Here is a 17408-nt window from a genome sequence, read left to right on the forward strand (position 1 = left end):
TAGATTCTTCGTTCCTCAGGATGACAAGGGGGGAGATTATTCTCCCTCAAAAAATTCAATCAGTGCTCCAAAATAACTGTTGTTCCATCCATCAACCATATCATCAAAATCAGCATCGGGAATATTGGTATGGCGTAATTCGGCAGATGTTCCATTTTTATCAGCATGAAGCTTAATGGTTACTATAGAATTATCAGACTGGCCATCAAAATACCATTGCTGCACTATTTTTTTACCCTGTTCAAATTCCAGGTTTTTTCCAGCGATACTGCCTTCCCACATAGAAAATTCTGACCCAGGCTCGGTCGACATTTCGGCAACTTCACCTGTCCATAATTCCATGGTAATGGGGTTGGTCAGGGCCATATAAATCTCGTCAGGCGTAGCAGGTATGCTGTAATATTTTTTAAAATCTTTCACCTGCGCAATTTAGCAGAATTAATTTTAGCTTTTAAATTAAACATTAACTGGCCCAATAGGTAATACAACCCTGCCGTAAACCTCGTTCAATACGTTGGCCATACCTGTATATATAGCTGATGCACCGCAGATTATTCCTTCGTACCCGGCCAAATGTTTTATGGAGGCATTCCCGGTAGCGTCGCCGGCTACCAGCAAAAAGAATAATACGGTTAATGATCCAAAAACAAACTGAAGCGCACGGTTAAGTTTTAATGTGCCAAAAAACATTAGAAAGGTAAATATCCCCCAAATGCCTAAATATGCACACATGGCACCTTCTGATGGGGCAGCTCCCCAACCCAGCTTAGGCATTACTAATAAACCTACTAATGACAGCCAGAAAAATCCATACGATGTAAAAGCTGTTAAACCGAAAATGTTGTTCTTTTTTGCTTCAATAACACCTGCAATAACTTGTGCAAGTCCGCCATAAAATATACCCATGGCCAATATCATGCTGTTCATTTCAAAAAAGCCGGCATTGTGGATGTTTAATAATACGGTGGTCATACCAAAGGCACAAAGACCAAGAGGGGCGGGGTTGGCAATACCATCCTTTACAGGTACAGGTGTTGTAGGAATCATAATAGACAGATTGAGGTTTTAATTGGTTTGTTAGGGGCAATCTAAGTGATTTATATATATTAAACAATTTTTTTTATAACTCAACAACTACATTTACGTTAAATAAATACCTATGCAAAAAATAGTATTGATACGCCACGGCGAGAGTACCTGGAATCAGGAGAATCGCTTTACCGGCTGGGAAGACGTTGATCTGTCTGAAAATGGTTATATGCAAGCAAAAAAAGCGGGCCAGATACTTAAAAAGAACGGATATAATTTTGATGCCGGTTTTACATCATATTTAAAAAGATCAATCAAAACCATGCATTTTATATTGGAAGAGCTTGATCATTTATGGATCCCTGTAGAAAAGTCATGGCGCCTGAATGAGCGTTTTTATGGTGCCCTGCAGGGAATGAACAAGGATGATGCCGTAGCAAAGTATGGTATAGAGCAGGTACAAAAATGGCGGCGCGACCCTAATGAGCATCCACCGGCTGTAACTAAGGATGATCCACGCTACCCGGGCCATGACCTGCGGTATAAAGATCTTACGGAGCGTGAACTACCTTTAACTGAAAACCTGAGCGAAACTATGGATAGGGTGCTACCTTTTTGGAACGAGACCATCGTGAATGCCATGCGCCGTAACCAAAAGGTAATTGTGGTGGCACACGGAAACAGCTTGCGCTCATTAATAAAATATATTGATTGCCTTAGCGACGAAGAGGTAACCCAACTGGAGATACCAACAGCTACACCATGGGTTTACGAACTTGATCATGGGTTAAATCAAATACGGCATTACTATTTGGATTAAGGTTTATCTTAATTGGTGGCTCCCTTTTTCTACAATCAGCTTTCCATCTATTCAATATGTGCCACATTTGTTTATATTCGTCGCGCTGTAAACCTTATCCCCAAGCAAAAATGAAGAAGTTTGATATTTATGAAATAACCATAAAAATTCTGGGTATTTACCTTTTAGTGGCCGATATTTCAAAATTACCGGGTTTGCTAACGTTTATAAGAGGGCATGGTTCTGGAATGAACGCCGATCAGGGAATTGAACAGGTTAATTTATTATGGATAAATGGATTGAGCTTTGGCTTGTTGCTAATCCTGGCAATATTTTTAATCGCTAAAACAAAATTTATTACCCGCCTGGTAACCAATGCTTCTGATCAGCAGGAGAATGTAAAATTGTTTGCCGATAGAAAGGTAATATACGAGATTGCATTAGTCATCATTGGAGGTTTACTTATTGTTAATACTTTGCCCGACCTTCTGTATCGTATGTATAATTTATCAACCGTGGGTGATCAGCGTGATGTTGTGTCATCATGCGCAAGAATATTTATTGGTATTATCACGGTGGCTTATGGTAAACGGATAGCTGCTTATTTTGCTAAATAACATTGGTGAGTTAAAATTAAAAAAGGCTCCTTTTGAGAGCCTTTTTTAATTACAAACAACCTATTACAAAACTTCCGCTGTTTGTTTTGATGCCGATGCTAAACTGACCCCCGTAAGTTGATCGGCAAAAGCGATAAATGCTTTGCTTTCAGATATACGGGTTTGGTTATCGATTAGATTTTGCAAATTGATTTTTCCTATAACAAATTTATAACTACCTGAATAGTAGCGCTCTTGTATGTGTTCAAAATTCAAGGCCTCTACTAAACTTTCATCATCATACCTCAGGTAAATGTTTAATTCAATATTATTGGTAAAGTTAAGATCTGTTTTTTCCTTAGCTTTTTTATATTCGTATTGATAGTTATACCGCAGAGCAGCAATATCGGATAATACAGCCGAGCCTGTTGGGTGGCCACCCGCTCCTTTACCAAAAAAGAATTGCTGATCGGCAAAAGCGGCCTGCACGGTTACGCCATTATATTCATACTCTACGTTGTATAAAAACTCTGTTTCGTTTACAAATTTAGGTAGTACAAATAAAGCAACATTACGTTCGTCAAGCTCCTTGGCTACGGGTACCAGTTTAATTTTGAGATTCTTTTCGCGGGCGTATTGCAGGTCCTGGGCGCCCAGGTTTTGTATGCCTAAATTAAATACCTCATCGGGCTGTACAATTACACCATAAGCGTGCGCGGCAGCTATTACCAGCTTGTACTTGGCATCAAAACCACCTACATCACTGGTTGGGTCAGTTTCGGCAAAACCCAGGTCCTGGGCTTGTTTCAGGGCGCTTTCGTAATCAAGCCCATCAATAAATCCTTTTGACAGTATATAATTTGATGATCCGTTAAAAATGCCGCTTATAGAGTGCAGCAGCTCGTTATCATAATATTCTTCCAGGTTACGGATAATGGGGATACTCCCGCAAACAGCACCTTCATACAATAAGGAGGTGCCATATTTATGCTGCAGATCGATCAACTCGTCCAAATGCAGGGCTATCATTTTTTTACTGGCTGAAACCACGTTTTTACCCGTGCTAAGTGCTCTTGATACAATTTCAAAGGCAGCTTCGGTATCATTTATCAGCTCAACAATGGTGTTGATCTCCGGATTGTTAAGTAGTTCGTCCCTGTCAGTTGTAAATAAATGCGCGGGTAAGGAGCGTTGTTTATGATCGTCCTTGATCGCGATTTTAACTATTTCAAGATTTAAGTGTTTTGTTTTGATGATATCATATAGTCCCTGTCCAACTACGCCAAATCCAAATAATCCGATATTTAACTTTTTACTCATTACGCTGTACGTTGCAATTCTATAATTTTTCCTTTTACATCAGTTTTAAAAAACGATGTGATGATATTTGTTAATGCTTCTGTCTCAATTAAAAAACCATCATGCCCATAAAACGAATCCAGTTCGGCAAAAGCTGATTTAGGAATGTGCCTGAACAAGTATTCCTGCTCCTCAATTGGAAATAATACGTCTGATTTAATACCGATCACCAATGTACGGGCCTTGATGAGACTTAATGCTTTTTCAACCCCATTACGATTGCGACCTACGTTGTGCGAATCCATTGTTTTGGTTAAATACCAATAACTATGTGCATTAAACCTGTTCACTAATTTTTCGCCCTGGTAATTTTGGTAGGTAGCAGCACGGTAATCATCTGTTTTACCATCAGTTTCTTCCTGTTGGGTTATTGAATAAGTTTTATAGCCACGATAGGAGAGCAGGGCTATGCTCCTTGCCGCTTTAAGACCTTTTTGACCGCCATCAGGTGTATTGGCATAAAAAGTACGGTCGGTACTGATAGCCAGGCGCTGCGACTCGTTAAAGGCAATTCCCCAGGGAGAGTGACGCGCGTTGGTAGCTATCAGAATCAGGTTTTTAATACGCTCCGGTTCTATGATACCCCATTCAATGGCCTGCTGCCCGCCAAGTGAACCACCTATCAGGATGTGAATATGATCTATCTGCAGATGATCTGCCAGCAATTGATGTGCTTTAATAATATCCCGAATGGTAAATTTTGGAAACGCCTGAAAATATGGCTGCCCGGTTACCGGGTTAATACTTAACGGATTGGTTGTACCATAAGGCGACCCCAATATGTTGGCACATACTATAAAATGTTCCTCAGGGTTAAACAGACCGCCGGTGCCTACCAATCCTTTCCACCAGTCAAATACATCGGCATTAGCTGTAAGGGCATGGCAAATCCACACTACATTATCTTTCTGTTTATTTAACCTGCCATAGGTATGAAAACCAATTTCCAGTTCCTGTATCTGCTGACCTGACTCGAACTCAAATGTTTGTGTGTACTTAAATATTTCTGTGTTCATTCTTTTGTTTTGTTATTCCGGGTGGTTTAAGTCTTGAGTCTGAAGTTATTAGACTTGAGACTTTAGGCTTAGTACTTAAAACCATCCGTTACAACTTTACTATATCACTTAAAAAAACTATACTAATTGGGCAGCAAGCTGCTTTATTTTGGCAAATGCCTGTACAAAATCGGCCTTAATATCATCAATATGCTCAATACCAACAGACACACGTAATGATGTTGGTGTAACCCCAGCCGCCAATTGTTCCTCATCTGAAAGCTGTTGATGTGTAGTGGCTGATGGCTGAATGATCAACGTTTTAGCATCTCCCAAATTGGCCAGGTGACTTACCAGTTGCAGGCTGTCAATAAAGTTACTGGCCTGTTGTTTATCTCCTTTGATCTCGAATGATAATACCCCACCAAAACCATTTTTTAAATACTTTTTAGCCAATGTATGGTATTTGGATGATGGCAGACCCGGATAATTAACCGAAGCCACCTGCGGATGCTTCTCAAGCCATTTGGCCAGCTCCAATGCATTATCAACATGACGCTGCACACGCAGGGAAAGGGTTTCTAAACCCTGTATATTCAGCCATGAATTAAACGGTGCCTGTGAAGGGCCAAAATCGCGCAAACCCTCTACACGTGCACGTATAATAAACTGAATATTGCCAAACGGTCCGCCAATACCAAATACATCTGCAAATACCAAACCGTGATAACCTTCTGATGGTGCGGTAAATTGCGGAAATTTCCCGTTGGCCCAGTTATAATTACCACCATCAACTATTACACCGCCTATGGTAGTACCATGACCGCCTATCCATTTGGTAGATGATTGCACTACGATATGTGCTCCATGATCTAACGGGCGGAATAAATATCCGGCTGCGCCAAATGTATTATCAACTATTAAAGGCAGATCATATTTTTTGGCCAGAGCGCCAACTTTGTCAAAATCGGCAATGGTAAAGCCTGGGTTACCAACAGTTTCCAGGAAAATAGCTTTGGTTTTATCATCAATTAATACCTCTAAACTTTCGGCGGTATCATCTTTAGCAAAGCGGGCTTCAATACCCAGGCGTTTAAAGGAAACCTTAAACTGGTTATAAGTACCCCCATATAAAAAAGGAGAGGTCACAAAGTTATCGCCAACTTGTAATATGTTATTTAATGCAAGAAATTGCGAAGCCTGGCCCGATGCTGTGGCTAACGCTGCAACACCACCCTCTAAAGCCGCTATGCGTTTTTCAAACACATCCGTAGTAGGGTTCATGATACGGGTGTATATATTCCCAAATTCTTTCAGCGCGAAAAGGTTTGCACCATGCTCGGCATTATTAAATACATACGATGTGGTTTGATAAATAGGAACAGCCCTTGCACCCGTAGTAGGGTCAACTTCCTGACCAGCATGTAATTGTAGGGTTTCGAATTTTAAGTTGTTGGCAGACATGGTAGTACGGTTTTTAAATGTGTTTAATTAAATTTTTAATGATCCTATAGATTTTTGGCAAGCCGGTAAATGATCTTTACCAGTTGTTAAACACGAGCGTTTTTCAGGAATTGAAAAAGGATCGTGTTAGGTCAGTCAGCAGCAGCAACACATACAAATACAGCCAATATTTAAGCTAATATATTGTACAGCACCGTTTGAGGTGTTAAAAATGTTGCTCGTAGTAATCTTAATTAAACTTTTCATGGTTATAAATTTATATTCCCCGGGGTTATTTTCCGGGACAGGAATTGGCACCTTCTCCAATTTTGGAGGGTTGCCAGCGGGTCATTGAGCCTGATCTCTCGCCGCTTCTTTATAAACCAAAACCCGAACTAATGCGGAGAATTGATCAATGGTATTGCTACCAAATATTGTTTCAAAGATAAGAGGATATTTATTTAAATACCAAATTAAATTTTTCTTTTAGATAAAAGGATAGGGCTGAAAGCTTAAAGCCAAAAGCACAAAGCTTTTTTTTGAAGTGGATGAACTCGCTTTAAGCCCTCAGCTTTTTGCTTTCGGCTTATAGAAGTGCCTGATCCAAATCAGCTATCAGATCATCAATATGCTCCAACCCAACAGATACCCGTAACAAGTTGCGTGGCGTTTTAGTATCCGGGCCTTCAACAGTAGCACGATGCTCTATCAGGCTCTCTACACCGCCAAGGCTGGTAGCCCTGGTAAAGAGCCGCAGTTTATTTATTACCATACGGGTATATTCTTCATCGCCTTTAACAATAAATGATAACATGCCACCAAAAGCCAACATTTGTGCCTTGGCAACTTCATGTTGCGGATGCGAGGGTAGACCGGGATACATCACCCGCTCAACACCAGCGTGTTGCTCTAAAAACTCAGCTAATAGCTGTGCATTATGTACATGGCCCTTAACACGATAAGGCAGGGTTTTGATGCTGCGTACCAACATGTAGCAATCCATTGGAGAGGGGATAGCACCGCCCATTTCCTGCACCTGGCGAATTTTTGCCCACCAATCGCTTTTTTCGGAAGTAATTAATGCGCCGCCCATCAGGTCACTATGCCCGCCAAAGTATTTGGTTGCTGAATGCATCACCAGGTCGGCACCCAAAGCAAGTGGTTGCTGGCAAATTGGTGTGGCAAAGGTATTATCACAAGCTACTTTAATGCCTTTAGCTTTGGCAATGGCTACTATCTTTTTAATATCGGTTACTTTAAGCAGGGGGTTTGATGGGGTTTCTATCCATATTAACCCGGTTTCGGGTTTAATATGCTGTTCTAATACTTCGGTATCATTAACATCAATAAAATCAAAAGTTAAAATACCTGCAAACAGGTTTTTGAGCTGGTTACGCAAACCATGGTACATATCATCGGGGGCAATAATATGCGTACCCGGCGGCAGCGACTGAAATACTGACATACCTGCCGCATTGCCCGATGAAAAAGAGGCCGCATCAGCACCACCCTCTAATTTAGCCAGCACATTTTCGAGCGATTCGCGATTTGGGTTCGATGACCGGCTATAGATATGCCCACCCGGAAAATCACCTTCAATACCTCGTTCAAAAGTAGTTGATAGTATAATGGGCTGTATTACAGCTCTTGATGATTCATCTTTTTTATTTCCGGCGTGTATAGCTATAGTTTCAGTTTTCATTCTGTATTAGATATCCGGCCAAATTAAATAAGATTATTTAGTTTTTGCTGTAGCGTTTATGCAATTTTTTACGAATAGATATAAAAACCAACCTTATGAAAAAACTGTATCTGTTTACTATTATCATTTTGTTTTCGGCAACAAGCTGCAAAAAAGAAGATATCGCCAACAAAAGCGATTATAACAAAAGCTATAAAGCGTGGACTGATTACAAGGCCAGTGTACATAATTCATATAGCTATACACAAAATCAGGGCTCTGTTTTCGGTTATGCTTCTGAAACTAAAATTGGGGTAAGCAATGGAAAAATTATTTCCCGCGATTTTATTGCAATCCAAATACGCAGAGACGGTACCAATAATAAAGATACTACAGCACGCTGGCATGAGGACTTAGCTAGCTTAAATACACATACTAATCAGGGAGCTGAACTGCTGACCTTAGATGACGTTTACCAAAAAGCCAAAACCGTTTGGCTCAAAGCTGATAAAAAAGCCAACGATATATATTTTGAGGCAAGAAACAATGGCATGATATCAAATTGCGGTTTTGTACCTAAAGGATGCCAGGATGATTGTTTTAACGGCATAAGTATAACCGCCATTACCGCACTGTAAACTCAATGTCATTACTTCCCTTCATTTAAGCAATGAATCATCTTACTAAGCATAGTTTTATGCTTTTTAGTACATTTGCCCAAAGTTTTTTTCATGGAAGCTGAAGGTAATTTACAGTTATTATTACAAAATCCGGATCTATCCGCTGATTTAAAGCACATTGCCGAAAAAGTACTGAACAACCAGCGCATTACCTTTGATGAGGGCGTGGTGCTGTACGAGCAGGGCGACCTGGGCTATCTGGGAGTTTTAGCAAATTACATCCGCGAAAAACGGCATGGTCATAAAACATATTTCAATCGTAATTTCCATATAGAGCCTACCAATCTTTGTGTTTACGATTGCAAATTTTGTTCGTATTCACGTTTGCTTAAACAAAAATCAGAAGGTTGGGAATATACCATGGACGAAATGTTCAACATGGTTACTAAATACGATGGCGAACCTGTTACCGAAGTACATATTGTAGGTGGTGTTTTACCACAATACGACGTGCCTTTTTACCAGGAACTTTTTAGTCGCATCCGTGCCCATCGTCCCGAATTACATATCAAGGCTCTAACACCTGTTGAATATCATTACATATTTAAAAAGGCTAAAATTGATTACGCTACCGGCATGCGACTCATGATGGAAGCGGGCTTGCAATCAATCCCAGGTGGTGGCGCCGAGATATTTCACCCCGAAGTACGCGATCTTATTTCAAAAGATAAATGTACCGGCGATCAATGGCTGGCCATACATGAAGAGTGGCACAAACTGGGCGGTCGTTCAAATGCTACCATGCTATACGGCCATATTGAAAAATACTGGCACCGGGTTGATCATATGGAGCGTTTACGCCAGTTGCAGGATAAAACAGGTGGTTTCCAAACCTTTATCCCGCTAAAATTCCGTAATCAGGATAACCAAATGTCGCATGTGCCCGAATCTACGGTGGTTGAGGATCTTCGGAATTATGCCATTGCGCGTATCTACCTTGATAATTTTGATCATATTAAAGCCTATTGGGCCATGATCAGTCGTACCACAGCACAACTATCTTTAAACTTTGGTGTGGATGATATTGATGGTACACTTGATGATACTACCAAAATATATTCTATGGCCGGCGCAGAAGAGCAGCACCCCGGTATGAGCACCAAACAGTTAGTTGAGCTGATAAAACATGTAGGCAGGCAACCTATTGAGCGCGATACTTTATATAACGTGGTTACCGATTTTACTGATTTTGAATTTCCAGAAGAAAGTAAACCGCAATATTATAAATTGCCTGTAATCAATTAGCTGAAAGCTTAAGAGTGGGAGTGGCAAGTAATAAATAAAGCAAATAAAACTTTAAGCCCTCGGCTTTTAGCTTTAGGCTTAAAAAAAGAATGATACAAAAAACCTTATATATAGTACGTCACGGCCAAACTGAGCTTAACAGACAAGGCATTGTGCAGGGGCGTGGAATGGATACTGATTTAAATGATGAAGGTCGTAAACAGGCCCGCCAGTTTTTTGAATTCTACAAAACTGTATCTTTTGATAAAATATACATATCAGCCCTAAAACGCACACAGCAAAGTGTTCAATCATTTATTGACCTGGGGATCCCATACCAAAAATTGCCCGGTCTTGATGAGCTGGCATGGGGTATACATGAAGGGCAACCAAGTACTACACAAAATAAAGCAGCCTTTTTACAAATTATGCGCGATTGGCTTGATGGCCGTTTAGACAGTAAATTTGAAGGAGGTGAGAGTCCTAACGAGGTAGAGGTCCGTGAGCGCGAAGCGCTTGATGTGATCATGAGCCATCCCGACGAAAAAACTGTATTAATATGTATGCATGGCCGCGCCATGCGCTTATTGCTTTGTATATTAACCAATAGGTCCCTTACTGAAATGGAAGCCTTTCCGCACCAAAACCTGGTTCTGTACAAAGTACTATATGACGGCGAAAAATTCGAGATCGCCGATTTTAATAATGCCGAACATTTAAAACAATCCTGAAAGAGAGTATTTCTGTGAATAAGATAAGAATATCAGCTGTAAGCTATACCAACACCAAACCCTTTATATACGGCATCCAGCATAGTGGAATATTAGATAAAATTGAATTGAGCCTTGATATGCCGTCAGACTGTGCTCAAAAACTAATTGACAATGTGGTTGATATCGGGCTGATCCCCGTAGCCGCTACTCTGAGCCTGCCGCAATGGGAAATTGTTTCTGAATACTGTATTGGTGCAGTTGGCGCGGTAAATTCAGTTTTTGTATTCAGTAATTGCGATATCAAAGATGTAAAATACCTGCAGCTTGACCCGCAATCGCGTTCATCAAATAACCTGGCCCGCGTTTTACTGAAAAACTACTGGGAGGTAAAGCCCGAGCTGATGAAGGATGCAGCAGACTATGCTCAATCAACCGATGCCAACACCGCTTTTGTACAAATTGGTGACCGTACCTTCGGTAAAAAAAATAAATACGAGTTTGCGTATGATCTGGCCGAAGAATGGCAAAAATTTACCGGTCTTCCATTTATGTTCGCCGGTTGGATAGCCAACAAGCCTATTCCGCAGGATTTTATGGATGAGTTTAACGCTGCATTGAAATATGGCTTAAACCATCGTGCCCAACTTTTTGAAGAACTACCGATGCGCAATGATTTTGATATTAAAGATTACCTGATGCACAAGATCGATTTTGAGTTGACTGATGATAAGAAAAAAGCGCTTTATATGTTTTTGGATTATATAAGAGCGCTGTAAATTTTGTCTGAACCGGGATTAAGCGGATTAAGGGATTATCATGATTTAATAGAGACGCATTACATGCGTCTTTTTTTTGATGTTTATTTTGTCTGAATCGGGATTAAACAGATTAAAGGATTACTCAGATTTTTAAAAATGCATATAAAATCCCAAAATCTTATAAATCTGCTTAATCCTGGTTCAGACAATTACATTTAGGTTCAGACATATTTTAATATTTTAAAACCATATTGTATAAAATACATTGGTTATATTAAAACATTTAAATCTGTTAAAAATGAACTCATCCCCATCATTAAAAGGACAAGCGGCTTTGGTTACAGGTGCCGATAGCGGTATTGGCAAAGGTGTAGCCATGGCACTGGCTGGTGCCGGAGCCAGGCTTGTTATCAATTATGCCCATAACCACGATGCTGCCGAAGCTACTGTGAACGAAATAAAATCTTCGGGTGGCGAAGCATTTGCAGTTCAGGCAGATGTAAGTCAGGAAGAGCAGGTAAAAGCCATGTTTGCGCAAATGTTTGAGCGTTATGGCACCATTGATATTTTGGTAAATAACGCTGGTTTGCAAAAGGATTCCAGCTTTGTTGATATGACACTGGAGGATTGGAATACGGTGATCAGCATTAACCTTACCGGTCAGTTTTTGTGCTCGCGCGAAGCGGCAAAGGAGTTTATACGCAGAGGAGTGGTTGAGGACCGGAGCCGCGCAGCAGGTAAGATCATCTGTATGAGCAGTGTGCATGAGGTGATTCCCTGGGCGGGCCATGTAAATTACGCGGCCAGTAAAGGTGGCATCAATATGTTTATGAAAAGTATTGCGCAGGAACTGGCGCCACATAAAATAAGGGTAGTATCTATTGGGCCCGGTGCCATACAAACCCCAATCAATAAAGCAGCCTGGGATACTCCCGAAGCTTTAGATAAACTGCTGACGCTTATACCATATAACCGGATCGGTAAGCCAGATGATATTGGTAAACTGGCTACCTGGCTGGCATCTGATGAGGCCGATTATATTACCGGAACCACTATTTTTATGGATGGCGGCATGACGTTGTATCCCGGCTTCGCAGATAATGGTTAAATCAAGGGAGAAATTTTATGAAAAATCGGTTTAGCAGACTGCAAACCGATTTTTTTGTATCGTTTTAAATTTAGATATTGTAAATTATACACTAAGTAGATTGCAAAAATTTAAAATTTTTATCAAAAAACATATATAATTATAAAATATTCATAAAAGTTAAATTTTATTTGTCACATTGACAATCTTACCATACTTTTGTTATGGATTTAAAATTTAAACGAACATGAAAAAGATATTATTAACAACCGCAATTGCCGCTTTATTAAGTGTTAATGTTTTTGCTGCCGATGGTGGTAAAAGAGTAGACGGAGGAACTAATGTTTCTTACGTTGCCTTACATGGTTTTACAGTTGACTTTGCTGATGCAAAAGATGTTAACTGGACAGTAACTAAAAATTGCCAAAAAGCTACCTTTACAGTTGATGGCGTTAAAAAAACAGCTTTCTACAATCTTAACGGTGAGTTTTTAGGTGTAACTCAAAGAGTTGATGCTAAAGCTATCCCTGCTAAAACTTTAAAACAAATTGCTAAAGACTATAAAGGTTATGAAGTTGGTGAAGTAATTGTTTATCAGGCTAATACTGAATTAAATGATAACATTGACCCTACATCATACTTTGTTGATCTTAAAAATGATGCTCATGAAGTATTGGTAAGGATCACACAACAAGCTAACCTTGAATTTTTTCAACAAGTAAAATAATTCCAAAGCTTTTTATAATTAAAAGCCATCTGTTACAAGCAGATGGCTTTTTTTTGTTTATTAGAAGTGTCAAATTTGTGTTTATTATCACTATTTGGCAAACAACTTGACTGTTTATGCCTTTATTATTATAGTTAAATGTATAATATAAAGTAACAAAAATGTCCAAGACCATAATTGTATCAAACCGATTGCCAGTAAAAATTTCAAAAACAGATGATGAATACGTTTTATCGCCAAGTGAAGGAGGTTTAGCTACAGGCTTAGGTTCAATATATAAACAAGGTGATAATGTGTGGATAGGGTGGCCCGGGATTGAAATTACCGATCAGCATGATAAAGACCAGATAAGCCATCAGCTAAAAGACTTAAGTCTTATTCCCGTATTTCTTGATCAGGAAGAGATTAACCAATATTATGAAGGGTTTTCGAACGAAGTATTATGGCCGGTTTTTCACTATTATGCCTCCACATATGCTACTTATAAGCAATCAAACTGGGATTATTATATAACTGTAAATCAAAAATTCAGAGATATTATATTAAGTGTTGCCGAGCCTGGTGATATTATTTGGATCCACGATTATCAATTACTGCTTTTACCGGGATTAGTAAGGAATGAATTGCCGGATGTTTCCATTGGTTTTTTTCTGCATATACCATTTCCATCGCACGAAATGTTCAGGCTGATCCCCTGGAGGTCTGAATTGCTGGAAGGAATGCTTGGTGCCGACCTAATCGGCTTCCATACGTTTGATGATGTTCGCCACTTTTTAGGTGCAACAACGCGCATTTTGCCGGTGACTTCATCGTCAAACATCATTACTATGGATGAACGCTCCATTGTGATAGAGTCGTTCCCGATGGGAATAGACGAAAAAAAATACGCTACTTTACCGCTTCAGGATGATGTTAAGGAACAAATTGAACTGATCAGAAATAATTTTAAAGGCAATAAATTAATCCTGTCGATAGACAGGCTTGATTACAGTAAAGGGATATTGCAACGCTTGCAAGCCTTTGAGCTTATGCTCCAGTTATGCCCCGATTGTATTGAAAAAATAGCATTGTATATGATAGTTGTGCCCTCGCGCGATACCGTTCCGCAGTATGCACACCTGCGCGATGAGATTGATAAAAAGGTAGGTAATATCAATTCCATATACCGAACAATGGACTGGACCCCTATACATTATTACTATCGTTCTTTTCCTATTGAGATGCTGTCGGCGTTGTATTACACAGCCGATGTGTGCCTGGTAACACCGATGCGCGATGGTATGAACCTGGTGAGCAAGGAGTATGTAGCCAGTAGAATAAATGATGATGGTGTATTGATAATGAGTGAAATGGCTGGTTCATCTAAAGAATTAATTGATGCTATAATTGTTAACCCTAATAATACAGGCGAAGTTTGCAGGGCCATACTGCAAGCTATTCACATGCCGCTGGAAGAGCAGCAAAGAAGAATGAAGCCCATGCGCCAATTGGTAGCAAAATTTAATATTACGCACTGGGTTAAAATTTTCATGGACCGCTTGAAAGAGGTAAAATTAATGCAGCGCTCCATGCAGGCGCGGCACGTGAGCTTTGCTACAGAGCAATCCATCATAAACCGTTATATTAAAACTAAAAAGAGGATCATCTTTTTAGATTATGATGGTACGCTGGTAAACTTTAAATCGGAGATTGAGCTGGCCAGTCCGGACAAGGAGCTTTATGCCATTATTAATAAACTGATAGAGGATCCAGCCAATCAGGTGGTATTGATAAGCGGTCGTAAACACGAAAACCTTGACGATTGGTTCGACAATATGGATATGTACCTTATTGCCGAACATGGTTCCTGGTTTAAAAAACATAACACCTCCTGGCATAAGATCTCCGGGCTGTCTGATCAATGGAAACATGATATTTATCCTATTCTGGAAACTTATGTAGACCGTACTCCGGGTTCATTTATCGAAGAGAAAACCTATTCGTTGGTTTGGCATTACCGTAAAGCTCAAAATGGCTTAGGCGAGCTTAGGGCAAGCGAACTGATGAATAACCTGAAGTACCTGGCCAGCGATAAAGGTTTACAACTGCTTGCGGGGGATAAGGTACTGGAGGTAAAGAACATGGATATTAATAAAGGCAAAGCTGCTTTAACACTAACTGAGGGTAAGGACTACGACTTTATTATTGCCTTTGGCGATGATTATACTGATGAGGATATCTTTAAAGCCCTGCCTGATAGTGCGATAACCATAAAAGTTGGCAGTAACTTATCGGCGGCTAAGTTTTACTTGCGTAACCCTATCGAAGTACGCAGGTTGCTTACAAGTTTCACTAAGCATACGCCAGTAGAAGCGGTGTAAAATAATGTCATTTCGACGAACTCAAGAGAGGGATTGAGTAAAGGGGGAGAGTGAGGAGAAATCTTATACGATTTGCAAATTCTGCCGACTGTGTATATAAGATTTCTGCTCACTCTCTATTAATATTACAAAAATATCGGCCTGTCTAATTTAATAGCTATCCGGTAGGCGGCATTCATTAAACCAACATGGCTGTAAGCCTGTGGAAAATTACCCCATTGACTGCCTGTTTCTTCATCAACATCTTCACTGAACAATAACAGGTGATTTGAATATTGCAATAGATTTGCAAATTCCCGCTGTGCATCATCCAGTCGGCCAACACTGGCTAATGCCTCCACATACCAAAATGCGCAGATCAGGAAAGTGGTTTTAGGTTTACCAAAATCATCGGTATATAAATATCTGTAAAATAATCCGTTAGGTGTCCTTAGCTCTTTCTCTAATGCAATTAAATGATCCTTTGCCCTTTGTGATGTAGGATCAAGATAGTTCATCATAATAAGCTGCAGCGTACTGGCATCCAAATTAGAGCTACCCGCCGAATTAGTATAAACTTTCCTTACCGGGTCATAACAACTTTCAATATGGGCAGCGGCGAGTTCTTTTACAGCTATAGCTCTATCAACAAGTTCTTGATTTTCAATGGTACGAGCCATTTTTTCGGCTGCAGATGCACCTGCCCATTGAAACAGGTTGCTGTAGCAATGTACGTTGGCCGTATTTCTGAACTCCCATATCCCGGCATCTTTTTCATCAATGGTATGCTCAATTTTTTTCAACAGGAACTCGATCCATTTTACAGAATCTTTTCTTTCAGAAAAAACAAAGCGGTGGTCGGTATATAATGGGAGCAGGGATATCATTACCTGGCCGTAAATATCGTTTTGTATATGCTCGTAAGCCTGGTTACCAATACGTACCGGCTGGTTGCCCAGGTAACCATCCAGATCTGTCAGAATTTTTTCAACAAGATTTTTCTTGCCTGTAATACCATAAAGCGGCTGGTACCGGTCATCTTCAGAAAAGGAGATATCAGTAACATAGCCAAAATACTTTTCCATTTCTTCAAAATGCCCAATGTGGTTCAAGGCAGTTATCACATAGTAGGTATCGCGCAGCCAGCAATACCGGTAATCCCAGTTACGACCGCTTCCCGGCGACTCAGGCAAACTGGTGGTACTTGCGGCTATAATAGCCCCGGTATCTTCAAACTGGTGTATTTTTAAAGCCAGTCCTGAACGGATCACAAAAGGTTGATAATAAGTAGCAATAGAAGAGTGCTTGATCCAGGTGCGCCAGTATTGAATGGTTTCTGATAAAAACCGGTCAGATGTACTGATCAATGCGGCCTCCAACGGTTCGCCATAGGTTAGGGCCAGGTATTTACTTTCGTTTAGTACAAAAGGTTGTTCATCGAATACATAACTTATAGGTATATTGGTAGTTAGCCTCATGCTTTCTTCGCCACCCAGGTATTGTATATGATTGCTGCCGCGGTTTACATCCAGTTTTACGGCCCCATATTCAGATACCGGCTCGCATTTAACAATGATCCTTGGTGAGCCCTCAATGGCTTCGATCTTCCTGATTAGCATTAGTGGCTTATAATAGCGCTGATGCTGGTAAAAACGCGGTGCAAAATCAGTAATACGGTATTTACCGCCACTTTTGGGGCTTATTTCTGTTATTAAAACATTGGTATTTTCAAGGTAGTGTTGCTCTGAAGTATATTCACCCTCTGGCAAAATGGAAAATTCTCCACCTTTCTTTCTATCCAACAGGCCTCCAAAAATGAAGGTACTGTCAAATCTTGGCCAGCAAAGCCAATCTACATTTGTATTTTTATTTATATGAGCCATAAAGGCACAGTTCCCAATTATTCCGGTTTCGTAGGTATGTCTATCCATTAATTTATTAGAATTTGTACTTAATCAAGAGTTCAACAATAAACCCT

Annotated in this window: 16 protein-coding genes and 1 riboswitch; of the genes, 9 read left to right on the top strand and 7 right to left on the bottom strand. The window is 40.1% G+C overall.

The genetic code is table 11. The features are described 5' to 3' along the window. Positions 1-36: 36 nt before the first annotated feature. Entirely contained in the window at positions 37-420 is a 384-nt protein-coding gene (locus tag M2273_RS02655; protein ID WP_429392649.1) for an SRPBCC domain-containing protein, read from the bottom strand. A 36-nt stretch (positions 421-456) separates the two neighbouring features. Further along, on the bottom strand, positions 457-1047 hold the full coding sequence (locus M2273_RS02660) for an acetate uptake transporter (RefSeq protein ID WP_429392652.1): 591 nt from the start codon (positions 1045-1047) through the stop codon (positions 457-459). A 112-nt stretch (positions 1048-1159) separates the two neighbouring features. Here M2273_RS02660 and gpmA point away from each other — a divergent pair, with 112 nt between their 5' ends. Both gpmA and M2273_RS02670 read left to right on the top strand, forming a co-directional pair. Beyond that, the gene (gpmA, locus tag M2273_RS02665) at positions 1160-1849 is read left to right on the top strand and encodes a 2,3-diphosphoglycerate-dependent phosphoglycerate mutase (RefSeq protein ID WP_429392655.1); all 690 of its coding nucleotides are present in this window, start codon (positions 1160-1162) and stop codon (positions 1847-1849) included. A 110-nt stretch (positions 1850-1959) separates the two neighbouring features. Further along, the gene (locus M2273_RS02670; protein ID WP_429392658.1) at positions 1960-2445 is read left to right on the top strand and encodes a hypothetical protein; all 486 of its coding nucleotides are present in this window, start codon (positions 1960-1962) and stop codon (positions 2443-2445) included. Between the two features lie 63 nt (positions 2446-2508). Here M2273_RS02670 and M2273_RS02675 read toward each other — a convergent pair whose 3' ends face one another. The 4 genes from M2273_RS02675 to M2273_RS02690 form a co-directional block, all read right to left on the bottom strand. Then, entirely contained in the window at positions 2509-3744 is a 1236-nt protein-coding gene (locus M2273_RS02675; protein ID WP_429392661.1) for a homoserine dehydrogenase, read from the bottom strand. Then, positions 3744-4799 (bottom strand): homoserine O-acetyltransferase family protein, encoded by a 1056-nt coding sequence (locus M2273_RS02680; protein WP_429392663.1) that lies wholly within the window; start codon positions 4797-4799, stop codon positions 3744-3746. Before M2273_RS02680 ends, M2273_RS02675 begins: the two co-directional genes overlap by 1 nt. A gap of 117 nt (positions 4800-4916) precedes the next feature. Next, positions 4917-6242 (bottom strand): O-acetylhomoserine aminocarboxypropyltransferase/cysteine synthase family protein, encoded by a 1326-nt coding sequence (locus M2273_RS02685; RefSeq protein WP_429392666.1) that lies wholly within the window; start codon positions 6240-6242, stop codon positions 4917-4919. 253 nt (positions 6243-6495) lie between these two features. Next, a riboswitch (SAM riboswitch) is annotated at positions 6496-6606 on the bottom strand. 201 nt (positions 6607-6807) lie between these two features. After that, positions 6808-7923, bottom strand: a complete 1116-nt coding sequence (locus tag M2273_RS02690) for a trans-sulfuration enzyme family protein (protein ID WP_429392669.1) — start codon at positions 7921-7923, stop codon at positions 6808-6810. Positions 7924-8018: 95 nt separating this feature from the next. On the opposite strand from M2273_RS02690, the gene M2273_RS02695 reads away from it, so the two are divergent. From M2273_RS02695 to M2273_RS02725, 7 genes are all read left to right on the top strand, one after another. Beyond that, entirely contained in the window at positions 8019-8540 is a 522-nt protein-coding gene (locus tag M2273_RS02695) for a hypothetical protein (protein ID WP_429392671.1), read from the top strand. Between the two features lie 93 nt (positions 8541-8633). Then, positions 8634-9827 carry an aminofutalosine synthase MqnE gene (mqnE, locus tag M2273_RS02700; RefSeq protein WP_429392673.1) on the top strand — a complete coding sequence of 398 codons (1194 nt, stop codon included), beginning with the start codon at positions 8634-8636 and terminating at the stop codon, positions 9825-9827. An 89-nt stretch (positions 9828-9916) separates the two neighbouring features. Beyond that, the gene (locus M2273_RS02705; protein WP_429392676.1) at positions 9917-10537 is read left to right on the top strand and encodes a histidine phosphatase family protein; all 621 of its coding nucleotides are present in this window, start codon (positions 9917-9919) and stop codon (positions 10535-10537) included. Positions 10538-10551: 14 nt separating this feature from the next. Further along, positions 10552-11295, top strand: coding sequence for a menaquinone biosynthetic enzyme MqnA/MqnD family protein (locus tag M2273_RS02710; protein WP_429392678.1), 744 nt, complete (start codon positions 10552-10554; stop codon positions 11293-11295). Positions 11296-11575: 280 nt separating this feature from the next. Continuing rightward, positions 11576-12385 carry an SDR family oxidoreductase gene (locus tag M2273_RS02715; RefSeq protein WP_429392680.1) on the top strand — a complete coding sequence of 270 codons (810 nt, stop codon included), beginning with the start codon at positions 11576-11578 and terminating at the stop codon, positions 12383-12385. Positions 12386-12611: 226 nt separating this feature from the next. Further along, the gene (locus M2273_RS02720; protein WP_429392683.1) at positions 12612-13091 is read left to right on the top strand and encodes a hypothetical protein; all 480 of its coding nucleotides are present in this window, start codon (positions 12612-12614) and stop codon (positions 13089-13091) included. A gap of 161 nt (positions 13092-13252) precedes the next feature. After that, complete coding sequence (locus M2273_RS02725; protein ID WP_429392686.1) at positions 13253-15451, top strand: bifunctional alpha,alpha-trehalose-phosphate synthase (UDP-forming)/trehalose-phosphatase; 2199 nt, start codon at positions 13253-13255, stop codon at positions 15449-15451. Between the two features lie 125 nt (positions 15452-15576). Here M2273_RS02725 and M2273_RS02730 read toward each other — a convergent pair whose 3' ends face one another. Then, entirely contained in the window at positions 15577-17361 is a 1785-nt protein-coding gene (locus M2273_RS02730) for a glycoside hydrolase family 15 protein (protein ID WP_429392689.1), read from the bottom strand. Positions 17362-17408: the final 47 nt, after the last annotated feature.

The organism is Mucilaginibacter lappiensis (assembly GCF_050433765.1).
Taxonomy (GTDB): domain Bacteria; phylum Bacteroidota; class Bacteroidia; order Sphingobacteriales; family Sphingobacteriaceae; genus Mucilaginibacter; species Mucilaginibacter lappiensis_A.

Coding starts and splice junctions, on each gene's coding strand:
- M2273_RS02660 (WP_429392652.1), bottom strand. CDS start 1,047: ATGATTCCTACAACACCTGTACCTGTAAAGGATGGTATTGCCAACCCC.
- gpmA (WP_429392655.1), top strand. CDS start 1,160: ATGCAAAAAATAGTATTGATACGCCACGGCGAGAGTACCTGGAATCAG.
- M2273_RS02670 (WP_429392658.1), top strand. CDS start 1,960: ATGAAGAAGTTTGATATTTATGAAATAACCATAAAAATTCTGGGTATT.
- M2273_RS02675 (WP_429392661.1), bottom strand. CDS start 3,744: ATGAGTAAAAAGTTAAATATCGGATTATTTGGATTTGGCGTAGTTGGA.
- M2273_RS02680 (WP_429392663.1), bottom strand. CDS start 4,799: ATGAACACAGAAATATTTAAGTACACACAAACATTTGAGTTCGAGTCA.
- M2273_RS02685 (WP_429392666.1), bottom strand. CDS start 6,242: ATGTCTGCCAACAACTTAAAATTCGAAACCCTACAATTACATGCTGGT.
- M2273_RS02690 (WP_429392669.1), bottom strand. CDS start 7,923: ATGAAAACTGAAACTATAGCTATACACGCCGGAAATAAAAAAGATGAA.
- M2273_RS02695 (WP_429392671.1), top strand. CDS start 8,019: ATGAAAAAACTGTATCTGTTTACTATTATCATTTTGTTTTCGGCAACA.
- mqnE (WP_429392673.1), top strand. CDS start 8,634: ATGGAAGCTGAAGGTAATTTACAGTTATTATTACAAAATCCGGATCTA.
- M2273_RS02705 (WP_429392676.1), top strand. CDS start 9,917: ATGATACAAAAAACCTTATATATAGTACGTCACGGCCAAACTGAGCTT.
- M2273_RS02715 (WP_429392680.1), top strand. CDS start 11,576: ATGAACTCATCCCCATCATTAAAAGGACAAGCGGCTTTGGTTACAGGT.
- M2273_RS02720 (WP_429392683.1), top strand. CDS start 12,612: ATGAAAAAGATATTATTAACAACCGCAATTGCCGCTTTATTAAGTGTT.
- M2273_RS02725 (WP_429392686.1), top strand. CDS start 13,253: ATGTCCAAGACCATAATTGTATCAAACCGATTGCCAGTAAAAATTTCA.
- M2273_RS02730 (WP_429392689.1), bottom strand. CDS start 17,361: ATGGATAGACATACCTACGAAACCGGAATAATTGGGAACTGTGCCTTT.